Origin of the sequence: Mesorhizobium sp. WSM4306 (assembly GCF_007003975.1) — a bacterium.
Taxonomy (GTDB): Bacteria; Pseudomonadota; Alphaproteobacteria; order Rhizobiales; family Rhizobiaceae; genus Mesorhizobium.
Window position 1 is genome coordinate 19,056 of sequence record NZ_VFTC01000020.1, and the last position, 26,635, is coordinate 45,690.

The following is a 26,635-nucleotide window of genomic DNA, read 5'->3' on the forward strand; positions in this document are numbered from 1 at the left end:
GATCTATCTCTTGGAACAGCCCGTACGAATAAGAGGCGATTATCGAACATGGTTCAAGGCATTACCTCAGCCGCATCGCAACAAGGAGACACGTGATGCAAACCCGCAAGCTAGGAGCAGAATTGAAGGTCTATCCCGTTGGCCTCGGCTGCATGGGCATGAGCTTCGCCTATGGCGGTCAGGCAGAGGCCGACGCAATCGCCACGCTGCGCCGCGCCGTCGACATTGGCGTCACCTTCTTCGACACGGCCGAAGTCTACGGCCCCTTCGAGAACGAGATCCTTCTCGGCAAGGCGCTGAAGCCGGTGCGCGACAAGGTGACGATCGCCACCAAATTCGGCTTCAAGATTTCCGAGGAAGGCTCGGGCGTCGAGCGCATAGTCGGCGTCGACAGTCGCCCGGAACACGTCAAGGCGGTAGCGGAAGCCTCGCTGAAGCGGCTCGAAACCGATGTGATCGATCTCTACTACCAGCACCGTGTCGACCCCAACGTGCCGATCGAGGATACGGTCGGCGCCATGGCCGAGCTGGTGCGCGAAGGCAAGGTGCGGGCGCTGGGCCTTTCGGAGGTCAGTGCCGCTACCATCCGCCGGGCGCATGCCGTGCATCCGATCGCTGCCGTCCAGAGCGAATATTCGCTGTGGAGCCGTGATCCGGAGGACGAGGTGTTCGATGTCTGCCGCGAATTCGGAATCGGCTTCGTCCCCTACAGCCCGCTCGGCCGGGGCCTGCTCACCGGCACCATAGCCAAACCCGAGGCGTTGAGCGACGACGACTGGCGCCGCACCTTGCCACGCTTCCAGGCCGACGCCATGGCGGCCAACGCCAAGGTTATTGCCACGCTGGAAAAGCTGGCGGCGGAAAAAGGCGTGACCTCGGCGCAACTGGCGCTGGCCTGGGTGTTGCACCAGGGCGATTTCATCGTGCCGATCCCCGGCGCGCGGAAAATCCGCCATCTCGAGCAGAACACGGCGGCGGCAAGCATCGAGCTGAGCGCGGCTGAAGTGGCGGCCATTGGCGATGCGCTGTCGCCGGACAAGGTGGTCGGCAAGCGCTACACGGAGGAATTGCTGGCGCTGGTGAATGGGTGATCCTGAGGAAACGAGGGCGCCTCGGCCAATCGTATCCAGAGGTCAGCGCGTGGCGCCCCCCTCTGTCCTACCGGACATCTCCCCCACTTGGGGGGAGATTGGCTGTCATCGCCGCTTTCGCTAATCGCCAGCGTTGCAGGAAGGGCGCAGCGCCAAAACTGCTGATCTCCCTCCTTGTGGGGGAGATGTCCGGCAGGACAGAGGGGGGTGCTGTCCCGCGACATCAAAGGTGTCTGCTCTCACCAAGGCTCCACAGTAATCTCCGGCCAGTACGCCTTCGCCCGCGCCCCCTTCGCCTCATGCGTCTTCCTATTGTCCATCAACCGGCTGGGTGTAATCCGAAACGAAAACAGATCGTCCAGCCCGAACGGCGCTACCAGCTCCAGCTGCCCGTCAGCATCGTATCGAACGCCGACCGCATGCGTCTTCGAGGCAAAATAGCTGATGGGTTCGCTGGAGCTTGTATAGCGCGGGCACTCCTGCCCAAACTTCTGCGGGTACCACAAATGCACCCGCGCCTGGTTGCGCACTTCGACCGGCAGCGCCAGTCCCTCGAAATGCTGCGCCGCCCGGCGGATCACTGCATCTTCGGCCTCATAGGACAGGTCGCTGTCCTCGAAATAGAACAGGTCGACATCCCTGATGCCGTAACCCGATGGCTTGCCGGTCAGATGGTTCCAGACGCTGTTATAGAGCGCGCCGGAGACCACCAGCCAGTCCGGCAGGTTGAGCGTACGAGCCCGCGCCAGCGCGTCGCGAACCAGCGGGTCAGCCGACACGATGGCAAGAAAGGCCGCGCGCTGTTCCTCGAAGGGAAGGCCGGAATAGCGGAGATGGTTCATCGCCCTTTGGAGGGCGATTCGCCATCGCTCCGCAATCCTCTACGTCCTCAGCACGCCGCCCGTCTGCTTGCCGACATTGTCGACGATGCGCTTGGCCAGCGCCTCGAAATCCTCGTCGGTCAGCGTCTTTTCGACAGGCTGGATCGACACTTCGATGGCGATCGACTTCTTGGCGGCCCCGAGCGATGCGCCTTCGAAGACGTCGAACACCGAAACGCCTGACACCAGCTTCTTGTCGGCGGCGAGTGCTGCGCGCACCAGGGTGCCGGCTTCCACCGTCTTGTCGACGACGAAGGCAAAGTCACGCTTCACCGTCTGGAAGGAGGAGAGCTCCAGCTTCGGCTTGGTTTTCGTCGGCTTGGCCTTTGGCTCGGGCACGGCGTCGATATAGACTTCGAAGCCGCAGATCGGCCCGGAAACGTCGAGCGCCTCCAGCGTCTTCGGGTGGAACTCGCCGAATGTGCCGAGCACCGTCTTTGGTCCGAGCTTGATCGTGCCGGAGCGGCCGGGATGGTACCAGGCCGGGCCGCCGGGCTCGATCTGCAGCCGGTCGACCGGCGCGCCGCAGGCTTCGAGGGCCGCAATCGCATCGGCCTTGGCGTCGAACACGCCGACGGCGCCGGAATTGCCGGCCCAGCTGCGACCGGAGCCGTCGAGTTTGGCGGTGCCGCGTCGCACACCGGCGGCAACGCGCCGCTGCTGGTCGGGGCCGTCGCCCTCATAGGTGCCGGAGACCTCGAACAGCGCCACATCGCCAATGCCCTTGTCGGCGTTGCGCTGTGCGGCCGACATCAGCCCGGGCAGCAGCGAGGGCCGCATATCCGACATGTCGGCGGCGATCGGATTGGCGAGCTTCAAAACGGTCTGGCCGCCGCCGAACAGTTCGGCGTGCCTGGCCGGGATGAACGACCAGGTGACGGCCTCCAGCATGCCGCGCACGGCGAGCGAGCGCTTGGCCGTGCGGGTGCGCACCTGCAGCGTGGTCAGGATTTTGGAATTGACTGCATCGTGCGCGCCAAGCGGCTGCGGCGCGATGTTGTCGACGCCGTGGATGCGCATGACTTCCTCAACCAGGTCGGCTTTGCCGTCGACATCCGGGCGCCAGGACGGCACCGCGACATCGACGACGTCGCCGGAGCCCTGTGGCTTGAAGCCGAGGCGCGACAGGATGTCGAGGCTTTCCGCCTTGGGCACTTCGATGCCGGTCAGCCGCTTCACTTCCGACAGCGGGAAGGCAACGATCTTCGGTTTGTGCCCGGCGTAGCCGACGACCTCGGTTTCCGTCGGCTCGCCGCCGCAGAACTCCAGCACCAGCTTGGTCGCCAGCTCGACGCCCGGCACCATGAACTCCGGGTCGACGCCGCGCTCGAAGCGGTAGCGCGCGTCGGTAATGATACCGAGCGTGCGGCCGGTGCGCGCCGTGGTGATTGGGTCCCAAAGTGCGGATTCGATCAGCACATCGGTGGTGTTTTCATCGCAGCCCGAATGCTCGCCGCCCATGACGCCGGCGATCGATTCGACACCATTGTCGTCGGCGATCACGCACATGTCGGGCAGGAGGCTGTAAATGCGGCCATCCAGGCCCTGAACTGTTTCAGGATCGGCAACCGCATAGCGAACGTCAGCAATTTCTTGTTTGATGCCTGGTTCGTTGCGCCAATCACTTAACAACTCTATCTGGCGGCCATCTTGCTGAAATTCAGCAAACTGGGCTCTGTCCATTTGCGTATTTTGCCATTGGTAAAGAATTTTCGCGCGGCGCACGACGAGATTGCCGGCAACTTTTTTCGCATCGAACACATGCAGCGGCCGGCCACGGTCGAAGGTGACATAGTTGGTGATGTCGACCAGCGCACTGATTGGCCTCAGCCCAATGGCAATCAACCTCTGCTGCAGCCATTTCGGCGAGGGGCCGTTCTTGACGCCACGCACGAGCCGCAAGGCGAAACCGGGGCAAAGCTCCGGCGCCTCGATCGTCACCTTGACCGGCGTCTCGCCTTGGCCGGGGATCGCTTCGATCTCAGCACTTTTCAGTGTGCCGAGGCCGCTTGCCGCGAGGTCCCTGGCAATCCCGTAGACGCTTGTCGCGTCCGGCCGGTTCGGCGTCAGGTTGATCTCGATCACCGGATCGTCGAGATGCGCATAGGTGGCGAAGCTGGTGCCGACTGGCGCATCCTCAGGCAGGTCGATGATGCCATTATGCTCATCCGACAATTCCAGCTCGCGCTCGGAGCACATCATGCCGTGGCTTTCGACGCCGCGGATCTTGCCGACCGTCAGTGTCACATCGATGCCGGGCACATAGGTGCCGGGCGCTGCGAAAGCGCCGATCAGGCCGGCGCGGGCATTCGGCGCGCCGCACACCACCTGGACAGGCGGCTTGCCGTCACCGGTATCGACCGTCAGCACCCGCAGCCGGTCGGCGTCAGGATGCTGCACAGCCGTCAGCACCTTGGCGATGACGAATGGCTTCAGGCTGGCCTTGTCGTCGACATGCTCGACTTCGAGGCCGATCGAGGTCAGCCGCTCGACGATTTCGCTAAGCGTGGCGTCGGTCTCCAGATGATCCTTGAGCCAGGAGAGGGTGAGTTTCATCACTGTGTTCCGTTTTGTCTTTGCCCATCGGGTCGGGGCACGCTTGTCTTCAAATGGCGCGGCAAATCGTCGGGCATGTGCAGGAAAGGCAGCTGCTCGCGCACATGGGCATGGTGCGTCGGTTTGAAATAGGCCGGCATGTCCATGGCGCCGAGCATGAAATAGATGTGGTCTTCCAGCCGCTCGTCGACATAGGCGATGGGCGAGCCGCAGATGCCGCAGAACGAGCGTGTCACCGGCCCGTTCTCGTACATCTTCAGCGCTTTGCCAGTGAAGGCGACCTGATGGGTCATGAAGCCGACAAAGGCCGATACCGGCGCGCCGCTCGCCCGCCGGCAATCGCCGCAATGGCAATAGCTGACATGGTGCGGTTCGACCGACGCCTCGAACCGCACCGCGCCGCAGCGGCAGCCGCCGACGTGCGGCGCCGTCATGCGGACAGACCTCCGAACAGCGTCGGCATGTCGAGCGGGCGGAAGCCGTAATGCGACAGCCAGCGCACATCGGCGTCGAAGAAGGCGCGCAAGTCCGGCATGCCGTATTTCAGCATGGCGATGCGGTCGATGCCCATGCCCCAGGCAAAGCCCTGATACTCGTCGGGATCGAGCCCGCCGGCGCGCAGCACATTGGGATGCACCATGCCGCAGCCGAGGATCTCCATCCAGTCGGTGCCTTCACCGAAGCGCACTTCGCCCGGCCGCGAGCGGTCGCACTGGATGTCGACCTCGAGGCTTGGCTCGGTGAACGGGAAGAAGGACGGCCGGAAGCGCATCTTCACCTGCGGCACCTCGAAGAACGCCTTGCAGAACTCTTCCAGCACCCACTTCATGTTGGCGACATTGGCCGTCTTGTTGATCACCAGCCCCTCGACCTGATGGAACATCGGCGAGTGGGTGGCGTCCGAATCCTGCCGGTAGGTCTTGCCGGGGATAACGATGCGGATCGGCGGCTTCTGCTTCTCCATGGTGCGGATCTGCACGGGCGAGGTATGGGTGCGCAACAGCTTGCGCTCGCCCTTCTCGTCTGGCTGGAAGAAGAAGGTGTCGTGCATTTCGCGCGCCGGATGCCCCTCGGGGAAATTCAGCGCGGTGAAATTGTAATAGTCGCTCTCGACATCAGGCCCTTCGGCAATGGCGAAGCCGAGATCGCCGAAGATCGCCGCGATCTCGTCGATGACCTGGCTGATCGGATGGATGCGGCCGCGCTCGGCCGGCGACTGGCGCACGGGGAGCGTGACGTCGACCTTCTCGGCCTCGAGACGTGCGGCTATCGCCACATCCTTCAGTTCCGCCTTGCGCTGGGTGAGCGCCTCGGTGACGCGGTTCTTCAGCCCGTTGATCGCCGGCCCGTTCACCTGGCGCTCCTCCGCGCTCATGGCGCCCAGCGTCTTCAGCATTTCGGAGACGGAGCCCTTCTTGCCCAGCGCCGAGACGCGCACCGCCTCGATCGCGGCCTCGTCCGCGGCCGCCGCGATGTCGGCAAGCAACGAGCCTTCCAAGGCTTCAAGATTTCCAACAGTGGCGTTCACGGCGAAGCTCTCTCGATCGGGCGACTGACACCATTTCGGTTCCATCGTCGCCATTTTGGTTACATCGGGCATAAGAAAAACCCGCGCCAGCCGTGCCAGCGCGGGTTCCCCAAATCAGAATTGCGTATGCTTGGGAAGCGCTGGTCTTAGGCGACAGCGCTTTCAAAAGCATTCGGCGTGGTGTTCTTCAAATATTCGAGCGCGACCTTGGCCTTGGCGACCAGCGCGGCGAATGCCTGCGGCTCGTGGATGGCCATGTCGGACAGGATCTTGCGATCGATTTCGATGCCTGCCTTGTTGAGGCCGTCGATGAAGCGGCCATAGGTCAGGCCATGCTCATGGGTCGCGGCGTTGATGCGCTGGATCCACAGCGCGCGGAACGAGCGCTTGCGGTTCTTGCGGTCGCGGTAAGCGTACTGCAGCGACTTCTCCACCGCCTGCTTGGCGATGCGGATGGTGTTCTTGCGGCGGCCGTAGAAGCCCTTGGCGGCTTTCAGGACCTTCTTGTGCTTGGCGTGCGAGGTGACGCCTCTTTTTACGCGTGCCATGTCATGATCTCCTTAAAACGCTGTTCCGACCGAATGCTCAGAGGCCGTTCGGCAGAAAATTCTTGATGACCTTCTTGCCGTCCGGTTCAGCCAGAACCATCGTGCCGCGGGCATTTCGAATGAACTTGTTGGAACGCTTGATCATGCCGTGACGCTTGCCGGCCGCAGCCGACAGGACTTTACCTGTACCTGTGATCTTGAACCGCTTCTTGGCGGCCGATTTGGTCTTCATCTTGGGCATTTTGCTACTCCGTATTGGTGGCGCACAATCGCGCTTCTTGTTCGCTTCGGGCGGACCAAAAGCCCGAAAAGCAAATGAAACCGCCACGGCATGCCCTGCCGGGCGGTTTTTTTGGAACGCGGTCCTATACGTCAAAGCAGGCGCGCGCGCAACACCCGAAGGGCTGCGACGCTCTGTCCGATATCAAGGCAGCCGGAATAATACCGGCAGAATACCCGACTGTTGAGCGCCGTCGATGGTCTCGAACACTGGCAGCGCCACCAGAAACACCAGCCCATCCAGCAAGGTGGTCAGCAAAAGCCGCGGCTTGAAGCTGCCGGTATCGCCTTCCTGGTAGAGCGACAGTTTGGGAAAGAAGCGCGGCACTCGCTCCAGATAGGCCTGGTAAGGGGCGCCGAGCACTTGCTTGAGATATTTCTCTTCTCGCAGGATGACGATGTGGAAGGCGCCGGCGCACAAAAGCGCAAACAGGATGATGCCGGAGAACGAGCCGATCTGCGCTCCGACGCCGGCTGCCGCGACAGTCGAAAATACATAGAGCGGGTTGCGGGTGATCGAATAGGGCCCGCCGGTCACCACTTCGGAGGATTTGCGGCCGCCGATATAAAGTGTCGACCACAAGCGGCCGATAACGCCGAGGAAGATCAACAGCACGCCGAACATCTCGAGCGTCTCGTGCACCGGGGTCTCCGGCGGAAAAGTCGACTGGCCGAACAGCAGTGCGGCAAACAGCACCACCACCAGCACGGCAAGCACCATCCTGCGCATGTGCTGGTAACCGCCCAACTCCTTGACCGGCGCAGGATTGATTTCATTGGCCATGTCGGGAATCCGATCGTGGAAAAGCTTCGCCGGCGATCGCAGCGTCTGCCAAGAAAACAGGCGTCCCGCCGATCGCCGGGACGCCGTGGGCCATGATTCAGGCGGATTTAGAGCGCGACACCCACGCCTGACCAGAACGTGATCCAAAGCAATTCCAGGAAAAGTGTGAAACGGTTTTCCGTCCGGAATTGCTTCAAAACAAAGAGATAGAGCGTTTCGCCGTTTCCATGAAACGATGAACCGCTCTAGCGCGGCGCCAGCACCATCATCATCTGGCGGCCTTCGAGCTTCGGTTCGGCTTCGACCTTGGCGATGGTCGACACTTCCTCGCGCACCTTGTTCAGAAGCTGCATGCCGAGTTCCATATGCGCCATTTCGCGGCCGCGGAAGCGCAGCGTCAGCTTGACCTTGTCGCCTTCCTCGAAGAAGCGCCGCACGGCCTTCATCTTGGTCTCGTAGTCATGGCTGTCGATGTTCGGGCGCATCTTGATCTCCTTGATCTCGATGACCTTCTGGTTCTTGCGCGCTTCGGCCGCCTTCTTCTGGTTGGCGTATTTCAGTTTGCCGAGATCGAGGATTTTTACGACGGGCGGCACCGCGTTGGGCGATATCTCGACCAGATCGAGCCCGGCCTCTTCGGCGAGCAGCAATGCGTCGTTGATGGAGACATCGCCTCGGTTCTGGCCTTCGGCGTCGATGAGCTGGACCCGGGGAACCCGGATATCACGGTTGGAGCGCGGGCCATCCTTGGTGGGCGCCGCTGCTTTGAAAGGTCTGCGAATGGTCGTGGTCTCCTTGGCCGTTTCGTTCAGGGTTTCAAATCTAGAAATATTCAGGACGCGCCAATGTGGTGAGCGCGCGGGCGGAGTCAATAGCACAGCGCCAACGGAAAATCACCCTGAACGCGGGCCTGCACCAAACAAAGGATATAGCGGGCACTTTCCGCCTCGCCTTTGCCTGTGCCAAAAGACCGGCGAGGAAAATCAGGCCCCACAACCAGGATTGCCAGATCGCCATGACCGCGACCACCCCAACCCTGCTGGATGTCGAGGGAACGAGCATTGCGGTGCGCCATGAGGCGGGCGCGACGCCCGGCATCGCCTGGCTCGGCGGCTACAAATCCGACATGCTGGGCACGAAGGCGCAGACGCTGTCTGATTGGGCAGCCGGCGAAGGCCGAGCTTTCCTGCGTCATGACTATTCCGGCCATGGCGAATCCGGCGGCGCCTTTGCCGACGGCACCATCTCGAAATGGCTCGGCGAGAGCCTCGCCGTCTTCCGGCGTTTCACCAAGGGCAAGCAGATCTTGGTCGGCTCCTCGATGGGCGCCTGGATTGCGTTGCGCATGGTGCAGGAGCTGCGCAAGGCGGGTGACAGCACGATCGTTGGCTTGGTGCTCCTGGCGCCGGCGCCGGATTTCACCAACGAGCTGGTCGAGCCGGCGCTGACTGCAGCGCAAAAGCGCGACCTCAAGAAGAAGGGTTTCTTCGAGGAACCGTCAGACTACTCCGCCGAGCCTTACATCTACACACGCGCGCTGATCGAGGACGGCAGGGCTAACCGCGTCATGACCGGGCCGATCGACACCCATTGCCCTGTCCACATTCTGCAGGGTCTGGCCGATGCCGACGTGCCGGCAAGCCATGCGCTGAAGTTGGTCTCCCTGCTGCCGGCCGACGACGTCACTTTGTCGCTCATCCCCGATGGCGATCATCGCCTGTCGCGGCCGCAGGACCTCGACATGCTGCTGAGGGCCGTGGGCGACATGGTCCGGCGGGCGGGTTAGGCAAGAATGCGCATTTCCATCCCGATATCCGCCTTTGTCGCGGCAATCGTCGGCTTCGGCGGCACGCTGGCCGTCGTCATTGCCGCCGCCAAGGCGGTTGGCGCCACCCAGGCCGAGACCGCGAGCTGGGTGACGGCGCTGTGCCTGGCGATGGCGATCGAGTGCCTGTGGCTGTCCTGGCGCACGAAGATGCCCATCATCACCGCCTGGTCGACCCCGGGCCTGGCGCTGATGGCGGCATCGAGCCGCTTTACCATGGCCGATGCGGTTGGTGCCTTCATCGTCACCGGCATCCTGTTGATCGCCACCGGCCTGTTCAAGCCCCTGACCCAACTGATCGCCAAAATACCAGCCTCTGTCGCCTCAGGCATGCTGGCCGGCATTGTCGTCACCTTCGCGTTCAATGCCATCAAAACCATTCCCGTCGACCCGTGGCTGATCCTGCCGCTGATTGCGGCCTTCTTCGTCATCCGCCTGTTCGACCCGGCGCTGTCGGTGCTGGCGGTGCTGATCGGCGGCGGCATTGCCGCCTTCCTCACCGGCCGTGTCGGCGGCCTGCCGGCGCCGGAACTGTCGACATTGACGCTGATTGCGCCGCATTTCAGCGCCGCGGCTATCATCGGCCTGGCGCTGCCACTCTACCTCGTCACCATGGCTTCGCAAAATCTGTCGGGCCTCGCCGTGCTGCGCGCCGCCGGCTATCACCCCGAACCTGGCCCGCTGATCGGCGTCACCGGCCTGTTCTCGCTGCTGTCGGCGCCGTTTGGCGGCTCGACCACCAATCTGGCGGCGATCTCGGCGGCGATCTGCACCGGGCCGGATGTCCATCCCGATCCCGCCGAGCGCTGGAAGACCGGCCCGTTCTATGCGCTCGCCTATCTTGTCTTCGCGATTTTCGGCGCCTCGCTGGTGGCGATCTTTGCCGTGCTGCCGCAGAGCCTGATCGTGCTGGTCGCCGGCCTGGCGCTGATGGGCTCGCTCGCCAACGCGCTGTCGATCGCGCTCAAGGAAGAAAGCGAGCGCATGGCCGCCACGCTGACCTTCGTGGTCACCGCTTCAGGGCTGACCTTGTTCGGCGTCGGCGCCGCCTTCTGGGGCCTGGTCGCCGGCCTGGTCGTGCTTTTCCTCGAATCGCTCAAAAAGCGACAATCATTTCAGCCCCTTGTCCGGTTTTGGCGGACATTGTCTTGAATCGCCGATTTCTCCATCCCATCTCGAATCCACGCAGCCGTTCTTGGCTGTCTCCAACCGAAGGAATGGGAGAAAATGAACACATCCGCATTGATCCGCCCGGCCTGGACGCCGGCGACCATCGCGCTGATGGTGATCGGCTTCATGGTGTTCTGGCCGCTTGGCTTCGCCATGCTCGCCTACATCATCTGGGGCGACCGGCTTGACGGCTTCAAGCGCGACGTCAACCGCGCCACCGACGGCATCTTCGCCGGCTGCCGCCGCGGTTCCGACAAGGCCGCGCGTTGGGGCCATGGTTCGGCTCGCACCGGCAACGTCGCTTTCGACGACTGGCGCGAGAAGGAACTCGAACGCCTCGCCGAAGAGCGCCGCAAACTCGACGAGATGCTGAGCGAATTCGACGACTATGCCCGCGAATTGCGCCGCGCCAAGGACCAGGACGAGTTCGACCGCTTCATGGCCAAACGCAACAAGTCGACGGCACCGACGACCACGGGCACGACCGAAGCGACCAAGCCCGCGACCCCCAAGCGCAAGGGCCCGAACCTGCTTGACGACTGAGATCCTGCGACAGGTCTCGGCATGACAGACGGCGTCGCGCAAGCGGCGCCGTTTCTTTTTTGTTCTCTTTTCGCGTTCCCTCTACTGGTCGTTTTCCTCGAATCGCGTATCGTTCAGCCATGTCCTTCGGCTTCTTTCGCAACCTGGCCAAACCAAAGTCCTCGCCCGTCGAAGAGCGAGAGCATGTCGTTGCCGGCCGCACGCTGCCGCTCAGGATCGTCGAGAGCGCCCGGGCACGGCGGCTGACGCTGCGCATCGATTCCGGCGGCCAGGGCCTGCGCATCACCGTGCCGCCGGGCCTGCGACGCGGCGAGGTGGAAAAGTTCCTGCATCGCCACCAGGACTGGCTGGAGCAGCGGCTGGCCAAGGTGCCGACACGGCCGCAGGTGCGCCCCGGCATAAAGGTCCCGATCCGCGGCGTGGCGCATCGCATCGTCCATGAACCGTCGAAGCGCGGCACTGTTTCCTTGTCGCGCGACGAGCGCGGCCCGCTGCTGATCGTGCATGGCGAGCGCATCCATCTGCCGCGCCGCATCGCCGATTTCCTCAAGCGCGAGGCCAAGAAGGAGATCGAGAAGCTGGTGGTCAAGCACACCGAGGCGCTCGGCAAGCGCGCCAAGGCGATCCGCTTCAAGGACACGTCGAGTCGCTGGGGCTCCTGCACCTCCGAAGGCAACCTGTCCTTCTCCTGGCGCATCATGATGGCGCCGACACCGGTGATAAACTACCTCGTCGCGCATGAAGTGGCGCATCTCAAGGAGATGAACCACGGCCCGAAATTCTGGAAACTGTGCGAACAGCTCTGCCCCGACACCGACCGCTGCAAGGACTGGCTGAAGCGCAATGGCGGTGCGCTGCAGGCGATCGTGTTCGATTGAGCCGCTAGCGCAAGTTTGGGATTGGCATAGCCATCTCAAGGTGTGGTTGGCCCGCCCTAGAAGTAATCAATCGTCATTCGCCGCATTCAACTCCTCCGGCCGCAAGCCCTCGTCGCCATGGCGCGGCCATGGCAGGAAATTCCGCTCGAACGCATCGCTGCCGAAATAATCCAGCGCCCGGTGCGCCTCGGCGCCGTTGAAGGCCGCCTTGTCCATCAGATGCGCGATCACCTCGCGCGCCTGCGCCATCTTCTGCTTGAGTTGGGCGACGGTTTCGTCTGCCATGATCTTGCTCCCGCCTGCATTGCTTCAGAAGAAGGTAGCGCGTTCCGCCCGAGTGGCAAACAGCACGCTTTTTCTCGACTCTCGGCGCTTTTCGTGCCAATCCCCGCGCCATGGCGCTCGACATCAAGATCTGCGGGTTGAAGACCGATGAGGCAATGGCCGCGGCATTGGCCGGCGGCGCCAGCCATGTCGGCTTCATCTTCTTTGCCAAGAGCCCGCGCTATGTCGAGCCGGCGGAAGCCGGCCGCCTGCGCCAGGCGGCGATCGGCAAGGCCAAGGCGGTTGCGGTCACGGTCGATGCCGATGACGCGTTTCTGGACGAGATTGTCGAAAAGATGCGCCCCGACATGCTGCAGCTGCATGGCGCTGAAACGCCCGCGCGGGTGGCCGAAGTGAAAGGCCGCTACGGCCTGCCGGTGGTGAAGGTTTTTTCCGTCAGCGAGGCCGCCGATCTCGACAGGTTAAAGCCTTTCATCGGCATTGCCGACCGTTTCATGTTCGATGCCAAGCCGCCAAAAGGATCGCAACTGCCGGGCGGCAATGGTGTTGCCTTCGACTGGCGCATTCTGGCCGGCCTTGACGCCGGGCTCGATTACATGCTTTCCGGTGGGCTCAACGCCGCCAATATCGGCGACGCCTTGAGGTCAGCCAATCCGCCCGCAATAGACATTTCGTCGGGCGTGGAAAGCGCTCCGGGCGTCAAGGATCCGGCGCTGATCGAGCAGTTTTTCCGGGCCGTCAGGGCCGCGCGCGACGACCGCGCCGCCTGAATAATTCTTTCGAACCAGGAGATCGGCGATGGACCAGCCGGCGACACCCAATTCCTTCCGCACCGGACCCGACGAGCAGGGCATGTTCGGCATTTTCGGCGGCCGCTTCGTCGCCGAGACGCTGATGCCGCTGATCCTCGATCTCGAACGGCACTGGAACGAGGTCAAGAACGATCCGGACTTCAAGGCCGAGCTGACCGATCTGTCGACACACTATGCCGGGCGGCCGTCGAAACTCTATTTCGCCGAAGGGCTGACGAAGCATCTTCGTGAGGTTTCCTCGGCGAAGGGCCTCGGGGGCGGCGCCAAGGTCTATTTCAAGCGCGAGGACCTGAACCACACCGGTTCGCACAAGATCAACAATTGCCTCGGTCAGATCCTGCTGGCCAAGCGGATGGGCAAGAAGCGTATCATCGCCGAGACCGGCGCCGGCCAGCACGGCGTGGCCGCTGCCACCGTCGCGGCGCGTTTCGGCTTCCCCTGCGTGGTCTATATGGGCGCCACCGACGTCGCTCGGCAAAGCCCCAACGTCTTCCGCATGAAGCTGCTCGGCGCCGAAGTGCGTCCGGTCACCGCCGGCCACGGCACGCTGAAGGACGCCATGAACGAAGCCCTTCGAGATTGGGTGACCAATGTCGAGGACACCTATTACCTCATCGGCACTGCCGCCGGCCCGCATCCCTATCCGGAACTGGTGCGAGACTTCCAGTCGGTGATCGGCATCGAAGCGCGCGCCCAGATACTCGAGCAGGAAGGCCGGTTGCCGGACACCATCATTGCCGCTGTCGGCGGCGGCTCCAACGCCATCGGCCTGTTCCATCCCTTCCTCGACGACAAGGAAGTCCACATCATCGGTATCGAAGCCGGCGGCCGCGGCCTCGACGGCATCGAGCATTGCGCCTCGATGAACGCCGGCGCGCCCGGTGTGCTGCACGGCAACCGCACCTATCTCCTGCAGAATGCCGACGGCCAGATCCTGGACGGCCATTCGATCTCGGCCGGCCTCGACTATCCCGGCGTCGGCCCCGAGCATTCCTGGCTGCGTGACAGCGGCCGCGTCGAATACGTGCCGATCCTCGATGACGAGGCGCTGGAAGCCTTCAAGCTGACGACGCGTGTCGAAGGGATCATCCCGGCGCTGGAATCCGCGCACGCCATCGCCCATGCGGTGAAAATCGTGCCCGCCATGGACAAGGACCAGATCGTCATCGTCAACCTGTCGGGGCGTGGCGACAAGGATGTGCACACGGTGGCCTCGATGCTGGGCATGGAGATCTGATCATGGTGACCCGCATCGACCGCCGCATGGCGAAGCTGAAAGCAGAAGGCCGCCCGGCGCTCGTCACCTATTTCATGAGTGGCGACCCGGACTATGACACCGCTTTGTCGATCATGAAGGCGCTGCCGAAGGCTGGCGCCGACGTCATCGAAATGGGCATGCCGTTTTCCGACCCGATGGCCGACGGCCCGGCGATCCAGGCCGCCGGCCTGCGGGCGCTGAAAGGCGGCCAGACGCTGGTCAAGACGCTGCAGATGGCGGCGGACTTCCGCGCTGGCGACAACGAGACGCCGATCGTGCTGATGGGCTATTACAACCCGATCTACATCTACGGCGTCGACCGCTTCCTTAGGGATGCGATCGCCAGCGGCATTGACGGGCTGATCGTTGTCGACCTGCCGCCGGAGATGGACGAGGAGCTTTGCATTCCGGCACTGAAGGCCGGCATCAACTTCATCCGCCTGGCGACGCCGACCACCGACGACAAGCGCTTGCCCAAGGTGCTGCAGAACACGTCGGGCTTCGTCTATTACGTGTCGATGACCGGCATCACCGGCTCGGCTTTGGCCGATACCGGCAAGGTCGCGGCGGCGGTCAAGCGCATCAAGGGTCACACCGACCTGCCGGTCTGCGTCGGTTTCGGCGTCAAGACCGCCGAGCAGGCGCGCATCATCGGCGCCAATGCCGACGGCGTCGTCGTCGGCACCGCCATCGTCAATGCGGTGGCCAATGTGCTGGGGCCGAAGGGCGAAAAGACCGCCGACCCGGCCGAGGCCGTCGCCACTTTGGTCAGCGGCCTGTCGCAAGGCGTGCGTTCGGCCCGCCTTGCTGCCGCCGAATAGTTCTCCTACCTTTTTAGCCAACTCTTCGTCAGGACAGGAGCCGAAGCGATGAACTGGATCACCAATTACGTTCGCCCGAGGATCAACTCGATGCTCGGCCGGCGCACCGACATGCCGGAGAATCTCTGGATCAAGGATCCCGAGACCGGCGAGATGGTGTTCCACAAGGACCTGGAATCCAACCAGTTCGTCATTCCGTCCTCTGGCCACCACATGAAGATCTCGGCCAAGGAGCGGCTGAAATTCTTCTTCGACGACGGCAAATACGAGCAGCTTGAGAACCCCAAGGTCATGCAGGACCCGCTCAAGTTCCGCGACGAGAAGCGCTACACCGACCGCCTGAAGGACGCCAAGGCCAAGACCGGCCTGGAAGACGCCATCGTCAACGCGCTGGGCACGGTCGAAGGCCTGCCGGTGGTGGTGACGGTGCAGGACTTCGCCTTTATGGGCGGCTCGCTCGGCATGGCTGCGGGCGACGCCATCGTACACGCTTTCGAGGTTGCCCTGCAGCGCAAGCGGCCGCTGATCCTGTTTGCCGCCTCCGGTGGCGCCCGCATGCAGGAAGGCATCCTGTCCCTTATGCAATTGCCGCGCACCACGGTCGGCCTCGACCGGCTGAAGGAAGCCGGCCTGCCCTACATCGTCGTCTTGACCAACCCGACCACCGGCGGCGTCACCGCCTCCTACGCCATGCTGGGCGACGTCCACATCGCCGAGCCCGGCGCGCTGATCGGCTTTGCCGGCCCGCGCGTCATCGAGCAGACCATCCGGGAAAAACTGCCGGACGGTTTCCAGCGCTCCGAATATCTGATGGAGCACGGCATGGTCGACATGGTGGTGTCGCGGCTGGAACTGCGCTCAACGATTGCGCGGCTGTTGAAGATGCTGCTCAAGGTTCCCGAACAAAAGCCGCTGGAGCCGGAAATCCTGCCGCCGGCGATCGTCCCGACGGAAGGCAGGCCGCAGGCCTGACGCGACATTCCTGGCCGTTATCAACGATTGCGCGCGATGTTTCGCGCGGTATCCTGTTGATACGCATGATCCTTTCCGAAAGCCGATTCGTGTTTTCGGAGCCATGCGGTAGGATTCCCTTATGACCACACTTGCCGCCGACCGCGAAATCGAAGCTTTGATGGCGCTGCATCCGAAAGGCTTCGACCTTTCGCTCGACCGCATCACCCGATTGCTCGATCGCCTCGGCAATCCGCAGGATCGGCTGCCGCCGGTCATCCACATCGCCGGCACCAACGGCAAGGGCTCGTGCGCGGCCTTTTCGCGCGCGCTGCTCGAAGCCGGCGGTCATCTCGTCCATGTCCACACTTCGCCGCATCTGGTCAACTGGGCTGAGCGCTACCGGCTAGCGGCCGAAGGCGGTGGCAAACTCGTGGACGACGAGACCTTCGCCGACGCCATTGCCCGCGTCGCCAAGGCCAATGAAGGCCAGAAGATCACCGTCTTCGAGATACTCACCGCCGTCACCTTCCTCCTGTTTTCTGAACATCCGGCGTCCGCCGCTATCATCGAGGTCGGCCTTGGCGGCCGCTTCGACGCCACCAATGTCATCGCCCGGCCGGCGGTGTCGGTGATCATGCCGGTGTCGATGGACCACGAAGCCTATCTCGGCGACCGGGTTGAGCTGATCGCCGCCGAAAAGGCCGGCATCATGAAGCGCGGCTGCCCGGTGGTCATCGGCGCGCAGGAGAGCGAGACGGCCCTGCAGGTGCTGATCGAAACCGCCGATCGGTTGGATTGCCCGACCTTCGTCTACGGTCAGGATTTCCTCGCCTTCGAGGAGAACGGCCGCATGGTCTATCAGGACGAGGACGGGCTGATGGACCTGCCGCCGCCGCGCCTGCCAGGGCGCCACCAGTTCGCCAACGCCGCTGCTGCCATCGCCGCGGTCAAGGCCGCCGGCTTCGAAATCAGCCACCGCGCCACGGAGAAGGCGATGGCCAAAGTCGCCTGGCCGGGCCGCATGCAGAAGCTGGCCCAGGGCAGACTGGCGGAGTTGGCGCCCGCGGGCGCCGATATCTGGCTCGACGGCGGCCACAATCCGGGCGCCGGCATGGTCATCGCCGAGGCGCTGGCCGAGCAGGAGGAAAAGAACCCGCGACCGCTGTTCCTGATCTCCGGCATGATCAACACCAAGGACCAGAGTGGCTATTTCCACGCCTTCAAGGGTCTGGTCCGCCACGTCTACACGGTGCCGGTCAGCCTCAGCGACGCCGGCGTGCCGAATGACGAGCTGGCGGTCCGCGCGACGGAAGCCGGTCTCACCGCCGAGCCGGTCAGCTCCGTCGCCAGCGCGCTGATGCTGCTGCGCGACACCTGGGACGGCCCGGCGCCGCGCATTCTGATCGGCGGTTCCTTGTATCTCGCCGGCGCGGTGCTGGCCGAAAACGGCACGCCGCCGACCTGAGGCCAGACTTTCGCGAGGAGCCAGTGATGATCAAGGTCAAGCAACTCGCCCATGTCTGCATCTTCGCGCATGATCTGGAGGCGACGCGAAGCTTCTATCGCGACGTGCTCGGCCTCGATACGCAGTTCAACTTCCTGCGCGACGGCAAGGTCTTCGGCTTCTACCTCAATTGCGGCGGCCGCAGCCATATCGAGGTGTTCCATAAGAACGGCACGACCTACAGCGAGCAGAACCAGATCAACCATTTCTGCCTGGAAGTGGAAAACATCGACGCGGCGATCGCCCATATCAGCGCGAAAGGCGTCGACGTCACGGCCAAGAAGCACGCCTGCGACGACACGTTTCAGGCCTGGATCCGCGATCCCAACGGCGTGAAGATCGAGCTGTTCGAATACACCGACAAAAGCGCACAATTCACCGGCGGCGACCGCATCGCCGACTGGTGAGCATCCAGCTAATTAATCAGTCCGGAATCTGCGAGAGTTCGCGGCCTTCGCGGATGATTTTCTCCAGATCGATATCGGCGCCGCTGCTTGCCGACAGGCGAGCATAGAAGCTGGACGCGGGTTCGCGCTCCGCTTCCCGTATCTCATAGGATTCAAGCGCGCGTTCGACCACTTCGGCTATCGAACGATTTTCGCGACGCGCAAGGCGATGAGCAAGTTCGCTTGCTTTTGCGCTACGGACTGAGAGTTTTGGTTCGGCCATTGAAACTCCGCTTACGGAAATAGAATACCGACAGAGCTTAGCCATCAAGATGGCAGGTTATGGCCCGCCATCATTTCAGCTCGATCTCGATGAAGGCATATTCACCGTCATTGGCGCTGATGACGTCGTGCTCGACACCCTCCTTGCGGAAATAGGGCGCACCCTTCTTCATCTCTGCGAAGGACTCGCCGTCCTTGGTCACCAGCTTCACCTTGCCGTCCATCAGCGGCACGACGACATAGTCGTGGCCGTGGCGGTGCCAGCCGGTGTTGTCGCCCGGCTGGAAGCGGTATTCGGTGACGATGACGCGCTCATTGTCGATGAAGACGGTGGCTTTGGCGGATCCGGTCATTTTGTCTCTCCCTGTCCTGCCTCAAGCAGAAGACATGGGAGTGTTGGACGCGAGGGCCAGAGGGATTGAGCTATGACGCCAAAGAAAAGCCCGGCGCAAGGGCCGGGCTTCGATATTGGAAATTCGGTCAGATCAGGCGAGGCTGCCATTGATCCAGTGCGACAGCGCGGTCTTCGGCGCGGCACCAACCTTCATGTCGGCCACTTCGCCGCCCTTGAAGATCATCAGCGTCGGGATCGAGCGCACGCCGAACTGCGCGGCAAGCTCGGGGTTCTCGTCGATGTTCAGCTTGGCGATCTTGATCTTGTCGCCGAGCTCATTGGCGATTTCTTCCAGCGACGGACCGATCATCTTGCATGGGCCGCACCATTCCGCCCAGAAATCCACCACGACGGGCTGCGAGGCGTTGAGCACATCGGCCTGGAAATTGCTCTTGTCGACCTTGACGGTGGCCATACGAAAATCCTTTCGAAATTTATCTCGCACCAAATGTGGTGGTTGAGCAGCCCTTCTTCAAGCAGAACTTGTGTCACGCTCCCGTGAGTCGGGCAAGGGCGTCGTCCATGGCTTCGGCCGGCAGTTCGATGAGCCTCGGCGCCTCGGTGAACAGCAGCGCCGCCGTCACCGCGCGGTCGGGATAAAGCGGTTTGAGCAGCGCGCGGTAGAGCGCCAGCTGCAGGATATAGGCCGGTGGCACCTGGGCGAGTGTGGCCGGCGCCGGCCGGTTGGTCTTGTAATCGACGATCGAAACGCGCCCCGGCGTCACCGCCAGCCGGTCGATCTTGCCGGAGATCGAGCGCAATCTGCCCTTGACCTCGAGGCTGCCCATGACAGCGACTTCGGCGCGGGAATTAGGCGAGAACAGTTCGGCAAAACGCGAATCCCCGAGGATCGCCATCACCGAGGTCAGCGCCTTGCTGCGTTCGGCTTCAGTCCAGTCGGCGCCGGCACGGCTTAGATACTGCCCCGCCGCGCCTTGCCGTTCGCCCTCGGGGAGGCCGGGCAGCATCTGCAGCAGTTTGTGCAGCGCCAGCCCGCGCATCACCGCAAAGCCGGGCTCCGCTTCATCGTCCAACACCGGCGAGCGCGTGTCGACGACAGCCTCCTTGCCCTCGTCGATCAGCGCCGAGGCGCCGGAAGGCGATAACGGACGCGGCAACTCTTCGTAAGGCGGCAAGGCGAGGAACAGGCTTGCCGGCAAGGGTAAAACCTGCTGCGGCAGCCGCGTCTCGTCCGCAGCCGCCAGTGCCACCGGCGGCAGCTTGGTCATGACGAAGCGATGCACCGGCTCGCCGCTGGCGGGGTGGCGGCGCTCCGTGCTTTCGGGCGCACCTGTCAGCGCGCGGCTGACGATCGAATGCCAGGTGCCGGTGCTGGGCGAACGCTTGCCGTGATAGCCGCAGACGATCAGCCGGTCCTCGGCGCGTGTCATGCCGACATAGAGCAGCCGGCGGTATTCGTCGTCGGCAAGCTCGCGCGCCCGCGCCGAAGCCGTCTTGGAGAAACCATTGGCGACGTCTGCAGCCGAGCGCCAGAGATAGCCCTTGCCGTCAAAGTTGCGGCCCGAACCATCGAACGTCATCAGCCGCGGAAGATGCTGGTCGCTGAACGGCGCCGAGCCGCCGTCGACCAGGAAGACGACAGGCGCCTCCAGCCCCTTGGCGGCGTGCACGGTCATGACGCGGACCTCGTCGCGCGTCTGGTCCATCTCGCGCTTGATTTCGGGGCCGGTGTTTTCCAGCGTCGCCAGAAAGGCTTCCAGTCCCGGCAAGCCGGTGCGTTCCTCGGCGAGGCAGAAGCTCAGGAACTCATCGAGGATGTCGCCGGCCTCCGGGCCGAGCCGGGCAATCATCTTCTTGCGCAGGCTGTCGCGGGACAGCACGCCGGCGTAGAATTCGAACACCGGCCGGAACGCTGCCTCATTGGCCCAGCCGTCGAGCCGGGTGACGATAGCGGCCAGCGCGGGACTGTCGCCGGCATGCTGTCGCAGTGAGGTTATCAGCGATGTCGCGGCCGGCCTTCCCGCGCCAAGCGCAAACAGCGTCTCTTCCGACACGTCGAAGATCGGGCTGCGCAGCACGGCGGCAAGCGAAAGGTCATCCTGCGGCTGGATGAGGAAATGGCCGAGCGCGATCAGATCCTTCACCGCAATATGGCCGGGCAGGCTCAGCCGGTCGGCGCCGGCGACAGGAATGTCGCGGTCCTTCAGCGCGCGCGACAGCGCGTGCACGAAGCGGTCGCGCTTGCGCACCAGCACCAGAATGTCGCCGGCCCGCAGCCTGCGGCCCTTGCCCTCGATGATCTCGCGGTCCTTGAGCCAGGCCTGGATCGTCGCCGCCACATGTTCGGCAACGCGCACCGCCGGTGCGCTGGCGTGGTTGACCGGCAGCGTCCAGTCGTCGGGTTCCTCGACCGCATCGGCGCCAAGCGACGGCCAGACCTCGACATAGCCCGGCGCATCGTTTCGGATCGCCTTGTGGTCGAGCGGATCGGGGTCGTGGCTGATGCCGCGCCGCACACCCGGATCGGCAAAGACACGGTCGACGGCGGCCAGCACATCGTCGGTCGAACGGAACGACCAGGTCAGCTTGAGGTCGGCAAACGAAGCCTCGGCATCGCGCACGCGCCCGGCAAACAACAGCCGGCTGTCGGCAAAGGAATCCGGCGCGGCGCCCTGGAACGAATAGATCGATTGCTTTTCGTCGCCGACGGCAAACACCGTGCGATTGGCCGTACCGCGCTGGCCATGGCCGGCGAAAAACTCTTCCGCCAGCCGCTTCACCACCTCCCACTGGTCGGGGCTGGTGTCCTGCGCCTCGTCGAGCAGGATATGGTCGATGCCCTGGTCGAGCTTGTACTGCACCCACGGCCCGGCGTCCGGCCGCGCCAGAAGATTGACGGTGCGGGTGATGAGATCGTTGAAGTCGAGGAAGCTGCGGCCGCGCTTCAGGCGCTCGTAGCGCACGATCAGCCAGTCGGCGATGGTCAGCGCCGCAACCGTGCCTTCCAGCATCCGAAACAGCGCCAGCCGGTCTGACACCTCAATGATTGCCTTGACGGCAGCCAGGTAGCGGTCGGGAAGGTCGGGGAGCCGGTCGAGCAGCGCCTTCTTGAACGCCTTTGCCGGGTCGTAAGGATCGCCATCGGCCTTGAGGAAGGCTTTGCCCAGCATCTGCAGCCGACGGATCGGATCGGTCTCCAAGAAGGCTGGACGGGCGTAGGGCAGAAGATTGTTGAGCACGATGCGGGCATCGGCAGCTTCCGCCGCACTGGCGAAGACAGCAAAGAAATCTGGCAGGAAACCCGGCAGTGGCCAGACCGAAGCTGCGATGTCTTCGGCGTTTTGTCCCGGGCGGAAATGGAATTCGTCGAACAGGGCCTGAAAGCCGGCGCCCTCGCGCCTGACCGCGTCGATGAAGCCGCGCAGCCCGTCGCGCTTGCGCACGATTTCGGAAAGCAGCGCGTCGAGCCCGTGTTCGCCGCCGCGTTCCAGCACGGTGGCGAAGGCCTCGGCCAGTCCGGCGTCGCCGGCGGACGTGCCGGAAATCATGTCGCGGCGCGCGGCGGCGAACAGCGAGGCCTCCATCTGCAGATCGAGCATTTCGAAATGCGCCGGGATGTTGGCCTCCAGCGGGAACTGGTGCAGCACCGATTCGCAGAAAGCGTGGATGGTCTGGATCTTCAGCCCGCCCGGTGTCTCCAGCGCCTCGGCAAACAGCCGGCGCGCCCGGCGCATCGTGTCGCGGTCGGGCCGGCGATCGTCCAGCGCGGTGATCTTGGCGGCAAGCTCGGCATCACCAAGCGCCGTCCATTCCGAGAGCGTCGAGAACACCCGGTTCGACATGTTGGCGGCCGCCGCCCGCGTATAGGTCAGGCACAGGATCTTCGACGGATCGGTGCCGTTGAGCAGCAGTCGGATGACGCGCTGGGCCAGCACATGCGTCTTGCCGGAGCCGGCATTGGCCGACACCCAGGCCGAGTTCTTCGGGTCGGAGGCGCGCGCCTGGCTGGCGGCGGTCTCGGTTGGGATGGGATAGGCCTTCTTCATGCCTCCCCCGCCTCGTCGTCACTGTCGCCGCCGGCCGACCATTCGAGCACGCGCGCCAGATGGTCGTAGTCGCCGTCGCTCTCGCCCTCGCGAAACGGCAGCGCCCGGGACAGGTAGCCGGTCGTTGGGTCGGCATAATGGACAAGCAGCTTTTCCAGCCGCGCCCAGGCCTCTTCGGCGAGGTCTTCGGCGGTTCTGGGCTGGCGGTTGTAGTCGAGGATGGATTCCTCGAACACCTCGCCATTGGGCTTCAGCCGCACGAATGCAAGTTGCGAGGGTTCGCGCGCGCCAAGCCCCTTGAAGGCGCCGCGCCGGAGCAGTGCGCCTTCCAGCGCCAGCTGCGGCGCCAGCAGCGTGTGCGCTTGCGCCTTGGACGGCGAAGAGCCGGTCTTGTAGTCCAAAATGTCGGCCATGCCGCCGGCTAGCAAATCGACACGGTCGGCATAGCCTGACAGCGTCACGCCGGTACGACCGACAGCGGTCTTTTCTGCTCGCTCCTCGGCATGCCGCCGCGCGACGGCGGGAGCCCGGCCACGCTCCCATTCGATGATATTGGCAGCGAGTTTTTCGAAGCGCGGCCACCACACTGCCTCGACATCAGCGGGAAGGGCTACCTCTGCAAAGCATCTGCGGCCCGCCGAGATAAGCCTCTCCAGGGCTTCCGGCGCGCGCGGATCGGCAACCTCTGTCGAGAACAGGTGCAGTATGTCGTGAAACAGCGTGCCGCGCTCGGCCGCACCTGGATCGCGGATCACCGGTTCGAGCGGCAGGAGGCCGAGAATGCGTCGGGCATAGATCGCATAGGGATCGCGGCGCAGCGTCTCGATCTCGGTGACCGAGAAGTGCTGCGGCCGCATTGCCACCGGCGGCTTCGGCTGCGGCCGTGGCGCGAAATGTTGTCGCTCGCCGGCGTCCAGCGCGCGGGCCCAGGCCAGCAATTCATCGCCGCGCTGGCGCAGCGCGGTCGCGGGGTCTTTGCCGATGAAGGTGAGGATGCGCTGCAGCCACCGCGACGGCACCGCAGGTGCGTCGCCTGCGCGGGCCGAGCGCGTCAGCACCACCTTCTTTGCCCCCATCGCCATCTGGAAATCGTGGGCGGCAAGGCCGATGCGCCGTTCCGGCGGCTCGAGGTCGATGCCGGTCTTCATCAGCCGCGACATGAAGCGGTCGCTCTCCGGCTTGCGCGGCCACACGCCTTCGTTCAACCCGCCAATGACCAGCGTGTCGACATTCTGCAGCCGCGCCTCGAGCGCCCCCCAGATGGCAATGTTGCGGTCGGTGCCTTGTCCCGGCTTCACCGTCTCGGGCGCGATCAGCGCGTCCATAACATCGGGCCATTCGTCGGCCGGGAAGTCGAATGAGGCCGAGGCCGCGACCACGCCGCGCAGCAGCTCGGCGAGTTTCTCGCCGGCGTCGCCGGCATAAAGTTCGGCGAGACTGCCGTCCGCGGCGCGGCCGAGATTTTCCAGCGCGGCGACGCTGGCCTTGGTCAGCGCGACGAGATCGGCGGTCTCTTCGCCACGAAAAGTGGTCAGCGGTGCCAGCGCCGTTGCAAGCCGGTTCAGCGAGTCGCGGGCATCCTCGATGCCGCGCACGGTCAGGCGCGAAAACCAGAAAGGCTGGCGCTTGTCACCGCTCAGGCCGGCAAGGCGGTCATCGAACAGCGCCGGCAGCGAGGCGATGTCGGGACGCCCGGTGTCGCCGCGCAGCGCCACCAGTTCGATGAGCTCGGCGGCATGGCGCACGCCGGCCCGCTCCAGGCTAAGACCGAGCAGCGGATGCTTGAGCAGTGACAGCAGGCCGACCGGGTCGCCGGGCCGGAACACGGCCTGCAGCGTCAACCGGAGCAAGCTGGCCGCAGGTGTGTTGGCTAGCGGCGTCCCACCGGAATCGTCGGCGACGACGCCGAAGCGCAACAGCTCGGCCGAGACCCGCCGCGCCAGCGCCCGGTCTCCGGTGACGAGCGCTGCCCGCTGTCCCGGCTGTTCGACAGCAGTCTTCAGCGCGATGGCGATCGCCACCGCCTCATCGCGTTCGCTGGCGGCTTCGACCAGCGTCACATCGGCGAAGGCCTCGGCGATGTCGTCGGTAGAGAAGCGGATGCGTGTCTCAGCCCATAATTCTGTCGTCTCGGCCGGCCGCAGCGCCTCGCCGACGAGGGCCGCGCGCAGTGCGAGCGCAGGCTCGGCCGAAACCACCTCTTCGACATCGCCGCGCAGCACGCCGATCTTGCCGATCAGCTTGGCCATGCCGTATTGCGGGTGACCGAGCAAAGCCGGCCGCGCGCCAGGCGCCGCAATCGCGGCAAAGGACGGCTCGTCCAGCAGCCCATCGAGACCGGGCAGCACCACGGCGCCGTTGGGCAGACCGGCGACCGCGGCAAGCAGTTCGGCCGTGGCCGGGATCGAGCCGGTCGAACCGGCGGCGATCACCGGGCCTTTGGGCGGATTGCGTTCGAGCCGCTTCGCCTCACGCCGGATCAGCGCATTGCGGTGCGCGGCCGGGTTGGAGCGGTCGCGCTCCTCCAGCAATTTCGGCCAGGCGTCGGTGACGATGCGGAGGAAATCGAGCGTCACCAGCCACCAGCCGGCAAGATTGCCGGTCACTAGATCGGCAAGCCTGGTCCAGTCCGTGCCTTCGGTTTCGATCTCGTCCATCAGCCGGGCAAGGTCGCGCGCCAGCCAGATCGCATCGGCGGCGGAAGCCGGCACGACGATCTCCTCATCGAACATCGCCAGGACATGCGCCGGCAAGGTGCGCTTCCAGGCCCGCACCAGCGGCGCCAAAAGCAGCAGGCGTTCGATGGCGGCGATCGGCGGCGCCATCTCAAGCTCGGCCGGCGCGCCTGCGTCGAAGGCGGCCTCGTCCTCGTCGAACTCGCCGAGCGGGCGGATGACCGGCAGGATCGCCGAACGGCGGCTCGCCCCCGGTCCGGAAAGCGCGTCGACGAAGGCGCCGCGCAGCGCGCGTGCGGCGCGCCGTGTCGGCACATAGATGGTGACGTCGGCCAGCGCCAGCGGGTCGCCGTCGAACCGGAAACCCGGCACCAGCCGTCCCGCCAGCAAGGCCTCCGCCAGAGTCGGCAGAAACGGCGCTCCCGGCGGGATCGAGAGAACGCGGCGCGAGCCGCTCATACTGCCCTTTTGAGGGCGCCAGCGACCGCGGCTTCCGCAGGGGCAATGGCGTCGGGCGTGCCGACGGTGATCCAGCGTCCACGCATCTGCATGCCGAACAGGCGGCCAGAGGCGATCGCCTTGTCGAAATAAGCATTGAGCGAATGCGCGCCGGCTGGCGCGTCCTTGAAGATGGCGGGGTCAACGATCGCCGCCCCGGCATAGATCAGCCCGGCCGGGTCGCCTTTCGAGCGCCGCAGGCCACCATCCGGCGCCATCAGGAAATCCGTGCCGACACTGTGGCCGGTCGCCGAGTCGAGATCGGTAAGGATCAGCAGAATATCCATTTTCGCGCTGTCCCATGCAAGGGCAAGGCGCTCGAGGCTGGGCTGGCCGCTATCGATCCAGAATGTGTCGGCGTTGATGATGTAGAAGGGTTCGGCGCCCAGCAGCGGCAACGCCTTGACGATGCCTCCGGCCGAATTCAGCAGCGCGTCGCGCTCGTCGGAAATGGCGATCTGTGGCGCTCGTCTTCCGGCGACATGGGCGACGATCTGGTCCGGCAGATAGTGCACGTTGACGACAGCTTTCTCGACGCCAGCCGCCGCCAGGCTGTCCAGCCCCCAGTCGAGCAAGGTCTTGCCGGCGATCCTCACCAGCGGCTTCGGCATGGTGTCGGTGATCGGCCGCATGCGCTTGCCGAGACCCGCCGCCAGCACCATCGCGGTGGTCGGGG

Annotated in this window: 26 protein-coding genes; 11 read left to right on the forward strand and 15 right to left on the reverse strand. The window is 64.2% G+C overall.

Annotation, left to right across the window (positions count from 1 at the left end):
• Positions 1-95 precede the first annotated feature (95 nt).
• Positions 96-1,091, forward strand: coding sequence for an aldo/keto reductase (locus tag FJV77_RS21705; protein ID WP_142868669.1), 996 nt, complete (start codon positions 96-98; stop codon positions 1,089-1,091).
• A gap of 239 nt (positions 1,092-1,330) precedes the next feature.
• On the opposite strand, the gene FJV77_RS21715 is transcribed toward FJV77_RS21705, so the two are convergent.
• From FJV77_RS21715 to infC, 8 genes are all read right to left on the reverse strand, one after another.
• Entirely contained in the window at positions 1,331-1,933 is a 603-nt protein-coding gene (locus tag FJV77_RS21715) for a nucleotidyltransferase family protein (RefSeq protein WP_142868670.1), read from the reverse strand.
• 39 nt (positions 1,934-1,972) lie between these two features.
• On the reverse strand, positions 1,973-4,528 hold the full coding sequence (gene ytpR / locus FJV77_RS21720; protein WP_142868671.1) for a YtpR family tRNA-binding protein: 2,556 nt from the start codon (positions 4,526-4,528) through the stop codon (positions 1,973-1,975).
• Positions 4,528-4,962 (reverse strand): GFA family protein, encoded by a 435-nt coding sequence (locus tag FJV77_RS21725; protein WP_142868672.1) that lies wholly within the window; start codon positions 4,960-4,962, stop codon positions 4,528-4,530. Before FJV77_RS21725 ends, ytpR begins: the two co-directional genes overlap by 1 nt.
• On the reverse strand, positions 4,959-6,056 hold the full coding sequence (pheS, locus tag FJV77_RS21730) for a phenylalanine--tRNA ligase subunit alpha (protein ID WP_142868673.1): 1,098 nt from the start codon (positions 6,054-6,056) through the stop codon (positions 4,959-4,961). Before pheS ends, FJV77_RS21725 begins: the two co-directional genes overlap by 4 nt.
• Positions 6,057-6,202: 146 nt before the next feature.
• Entirely contained in the window at positions 6,203-6,604 is a 402-nt protein-coding gene (gene rplT / locus FJV77_RS21735) for a 50S ribosomal protein L20 (protein WP_006201247.1), read from the reverse strand.
• Between the two features lie 37 nt (positions 6,605-6,641).
• Positions 6,642-6,845 carry a 50S ribosomal protein L35 gene (gene rpmI / locus FJV77_RS21740; protein ID WP_006201248.1) on the reverse strand — a complete coding sequence of 68 codons (204 nt, stop codon included), beginning with the start codon at positions 6,843-6,845 and terminating at the stop codon, positions 6,642-6,644.
• Positions 6,846-7,028: 183 nt separating this feature from the next.
• Positions 7,029-7,667, reverse strand: coding sequence for an isoprenylcysteine carboxylmethyltransferase family protein (locus tag FJV77_RS21745; RefSeq protein WP_142868674.1), 639 nt, complete (start codon positions 7,665-7,667; stop codon positions 7,029-7,031).
• Between the two features lie 245 nt (positions 7,668-7,912).
• Entirely contained in the window at positions 7,913-8,449 is a 537-nt protein-coding gene (gene infC / locus FJV77_RS21750) for a translation initiation factor IF-3 (protein ID WP_112559872.1), read from the reverse strand.
• 233 nt (positions 8,450-8,682) lie between these two features.
• On the opposite strand from infC, the gene FJV77_RS21755 reads away from it, so the two are divergent.
• The 4 genes from FJV77_RS21755 (at position 8,683) to FJV77_RS21770 (ending at position 12,083) form a co-directional block, all read left to right on the forward strand.
• The gene (locus FJV77_RS21755) at positions 8,683-9,453 is read left to right on the forward strand and encodes an alpha/beta hydrolase (RefSeq protein ID WP_142868675.1); all 771 of its coding nucleotides are present in this window, start codon (positions 8,683-8,685) and stop codon (positions 9,451-9,453) included.
• 6 nt (positions 9,454-9,459) lie between these two features.
• Positions 9,460-10,644: a benzoate/H(+) symporter BenE family transporter gene (locus FJV77_RS21760; protein ID WP_142868676.1), complete on the forward strand. Its 1,185-nt coding sequence runs from the start codon at positions 9,460-9,462 to the stop codon at positions 10,642-10,644.
• Between the two features lie 75 nt (positions 10,645-10,719).
• Positions 10,720-11,205, forward strand: a complete 486-nt coding sequence (locus FJV77_RS21765; protein ID WP_142868677.1) for a DUF2852 domain-containing protein — start codon at positions 10,720-10,722, stop codon at positions 11,203-11,205.
• 119 nt (positions 11,206-11,324) lie between these two features.
• Positions 11,325-12,083: a M48 family metallopeptidase gene (locus FJV77_RS21770; protein WP_142868678.1), complete on the forward strand. Its 759-nt coding sequence runs from the start codon at positions 11,325-11,327 to the stop codon at positions 12,081-12,083.
• A gap of 66 nt (positions 12,084-12,149) precedes the next feature.
• Here FJV77_RS21770 and FJV77_RS21775 read toward each other — a convergent pair whose 3' ends face one another.
• On the reverse strand, positions 12,150-12,368 hold the full coding sequence (locus FJV77_RS21775) for a hypothetical protein (RefSeq protein ID WP_142868679.1): 219 nt from the start codon (positions 12,366-12,368) through the stop codon (positions 12,150-12,152).
• 110 nt (positions 12,369-12,478) lie between these two features.
• Here FJV77_RS21775 and FJV77_RS21780 point away from each other — a divergent pair, with 110 nt between their 5' ends.
• The 6 genes from FJV77_RS21780 (at position 12,479) to FJV77_RS21805 (ending at position 18,124) form a co-directional block, all read left to right on the forward strand.
• Complete coding sequence (locus tag FJV77_RS21780) at positions 12,479-13,138, forward strand: phosphoribosylanthranilate isomerase (RefSeq protein WP_142868680.1); 660 nt, start codon at positions 12,479-12,481, stop codon at positions 13,136-13,138.
• A gap of 28 nt (positions 13,139-13,166) precedes the next feature.
• Positions 13,167-14,417 (forward strand): tryptophan synthase subunit beta, encoded by a 1,251-nt coding sequence (gene trpB, locus FJV77_RS21785; RefSeq protein WP_142868681.1) that lies wholly within the window; start codon positions 13,167-13,169, stop codon positions 14,415-14,417.
• A gap of 2 nt (positions 14,418-14,419) precedes the next feature.
• A complete protein-coding gene (gene trpA / locus FJV77_RS21790) occupies positions 14,420-15,259 on the forward strand; it encodes a tryptophan synthase subunit alpha (RefSeq protein ID WP_142868682.1) in 840 nt (279 codons plus the stop codon).
• Between the two features lie 48 nt (positions 15,260-15,307).
• On the forward strand, positions 15,308-16,231 hold the full coding sequence (gene accD / locus FJV77_RS21795; protein ID WP_142868683.1) for an acetyl-CoA carboxylase, carboxyltransferase subunit beta: 924 nt from the start codon (positions 15,308-15,310) through the stop codon (positions 16,229-16,231).
• A 121-nt stretch (positions 16,232-16,352) separates the two neighbouring features.
• Positions 16,353-17,678, forward strand: a complete 1,326-nt coding sequence (locus FJV77_RS21800; protein WP_142868684.1) for a folylpolyglutamate synthase/dihydrofolate synthase family protein — start codon at positions 16,353-16,355, stop codon at positions 17,676-17,678.
• 26 nt (positions 17,679-17,704) lie between these two features.
• Complete coding sequence (locus tag FJV77_RS21805) at positions 17,705-18,124, forward strand: VOC family protein (RefSeq protein ID WP_142868685.1); 420 nt, start codon at positions 17,705-17,707, stop codon at positions 18,122-18,124.
• 16 nt (positions 18,125-18,140) lie between these two features.
• Here FJV77_RS21805 and FJV77_RS21810 read toward each other — a convergent pair whose 3' ends face one another.
• From FJV77_RS21810 to FJV77_RS21835, 6 genes are all read right to left on the reverse strand, one after another.
• Positions 18,141-18,386: a type II toxin-antitoxin system VapB family antitoxin gene (locus FJV77_RS21810; RefSeq protein WP_142868755.1), complete on the reverse strand. Its 246-nt coding sequence runs from the start codon at positions 18,384-18,386 to the stop codon at positions 18,141-18,143.
• Between the two features lie 70 nt (positions 18,387-18,456).
• Positions 18,457-18,738, reverse strand: coding sequence for a cupin domain-containing protein (locus FJV77_RS21815; RefSeq protein ID WP_023681396.1), 282 nt, complete (start codon positions 18,736-18,738; stop codon positions 18,457-18,459).
• Between the two features lie 132 nt (positions 18,739-18,870).
• Positions 18,871-19,194: a thioredoxin gene (gene trxA, locus FJV77_RS21820; RefSeq protein ID WP_023672297.1), complete on the reverse strand. Its 324-nt coding sequence runs from the start codon at positions 19,192-19,194 to the stop codon at positions 18,871-18,873.
• A gap of 73 nt (positions 19,195-19,267) precedes the next feature.
• Positions 19,268-22,786, reverse strand: coding sequence for a double-strand break repair helicase AddA (gene addA, locus FJV77_RS21825; protein ID WP_142868686.1), 3,519 nt, complete (start codon positions 22,784-22,786; stop codon positions 19,268-19,270).
• Complete coding sequence (addB, locus tag FJV77_RS21830; protein WP_142868687.1) at positions 22,783-25,920, reverse strand: double-strand break repair protein AddB; 3,138 nt, start codon at positions 25,918-25,920, stop codon at positions 22,783-22,785. The genes addA and addB overlap by 4 nt, the downstream gene beginning before the upstream one ends.
• Positions 25,917-26,621 (reverse strand): nucleotidyltransferase family protein, encoded by a 705-nt coding sequence (locus FJV77_RS21835; RefSeq protein ID WP_142868756.1) that lies wholly within the window; start codon positions 26,619-26,621, stop codon positions 25,917-25,919. Before FJV77_RS21835 ends, addB begins: the two co-directional genes overlap by 4 nt.
• Between the last annotated feature and the right edge of the window lie 14 nt (positions 26,622-26,635).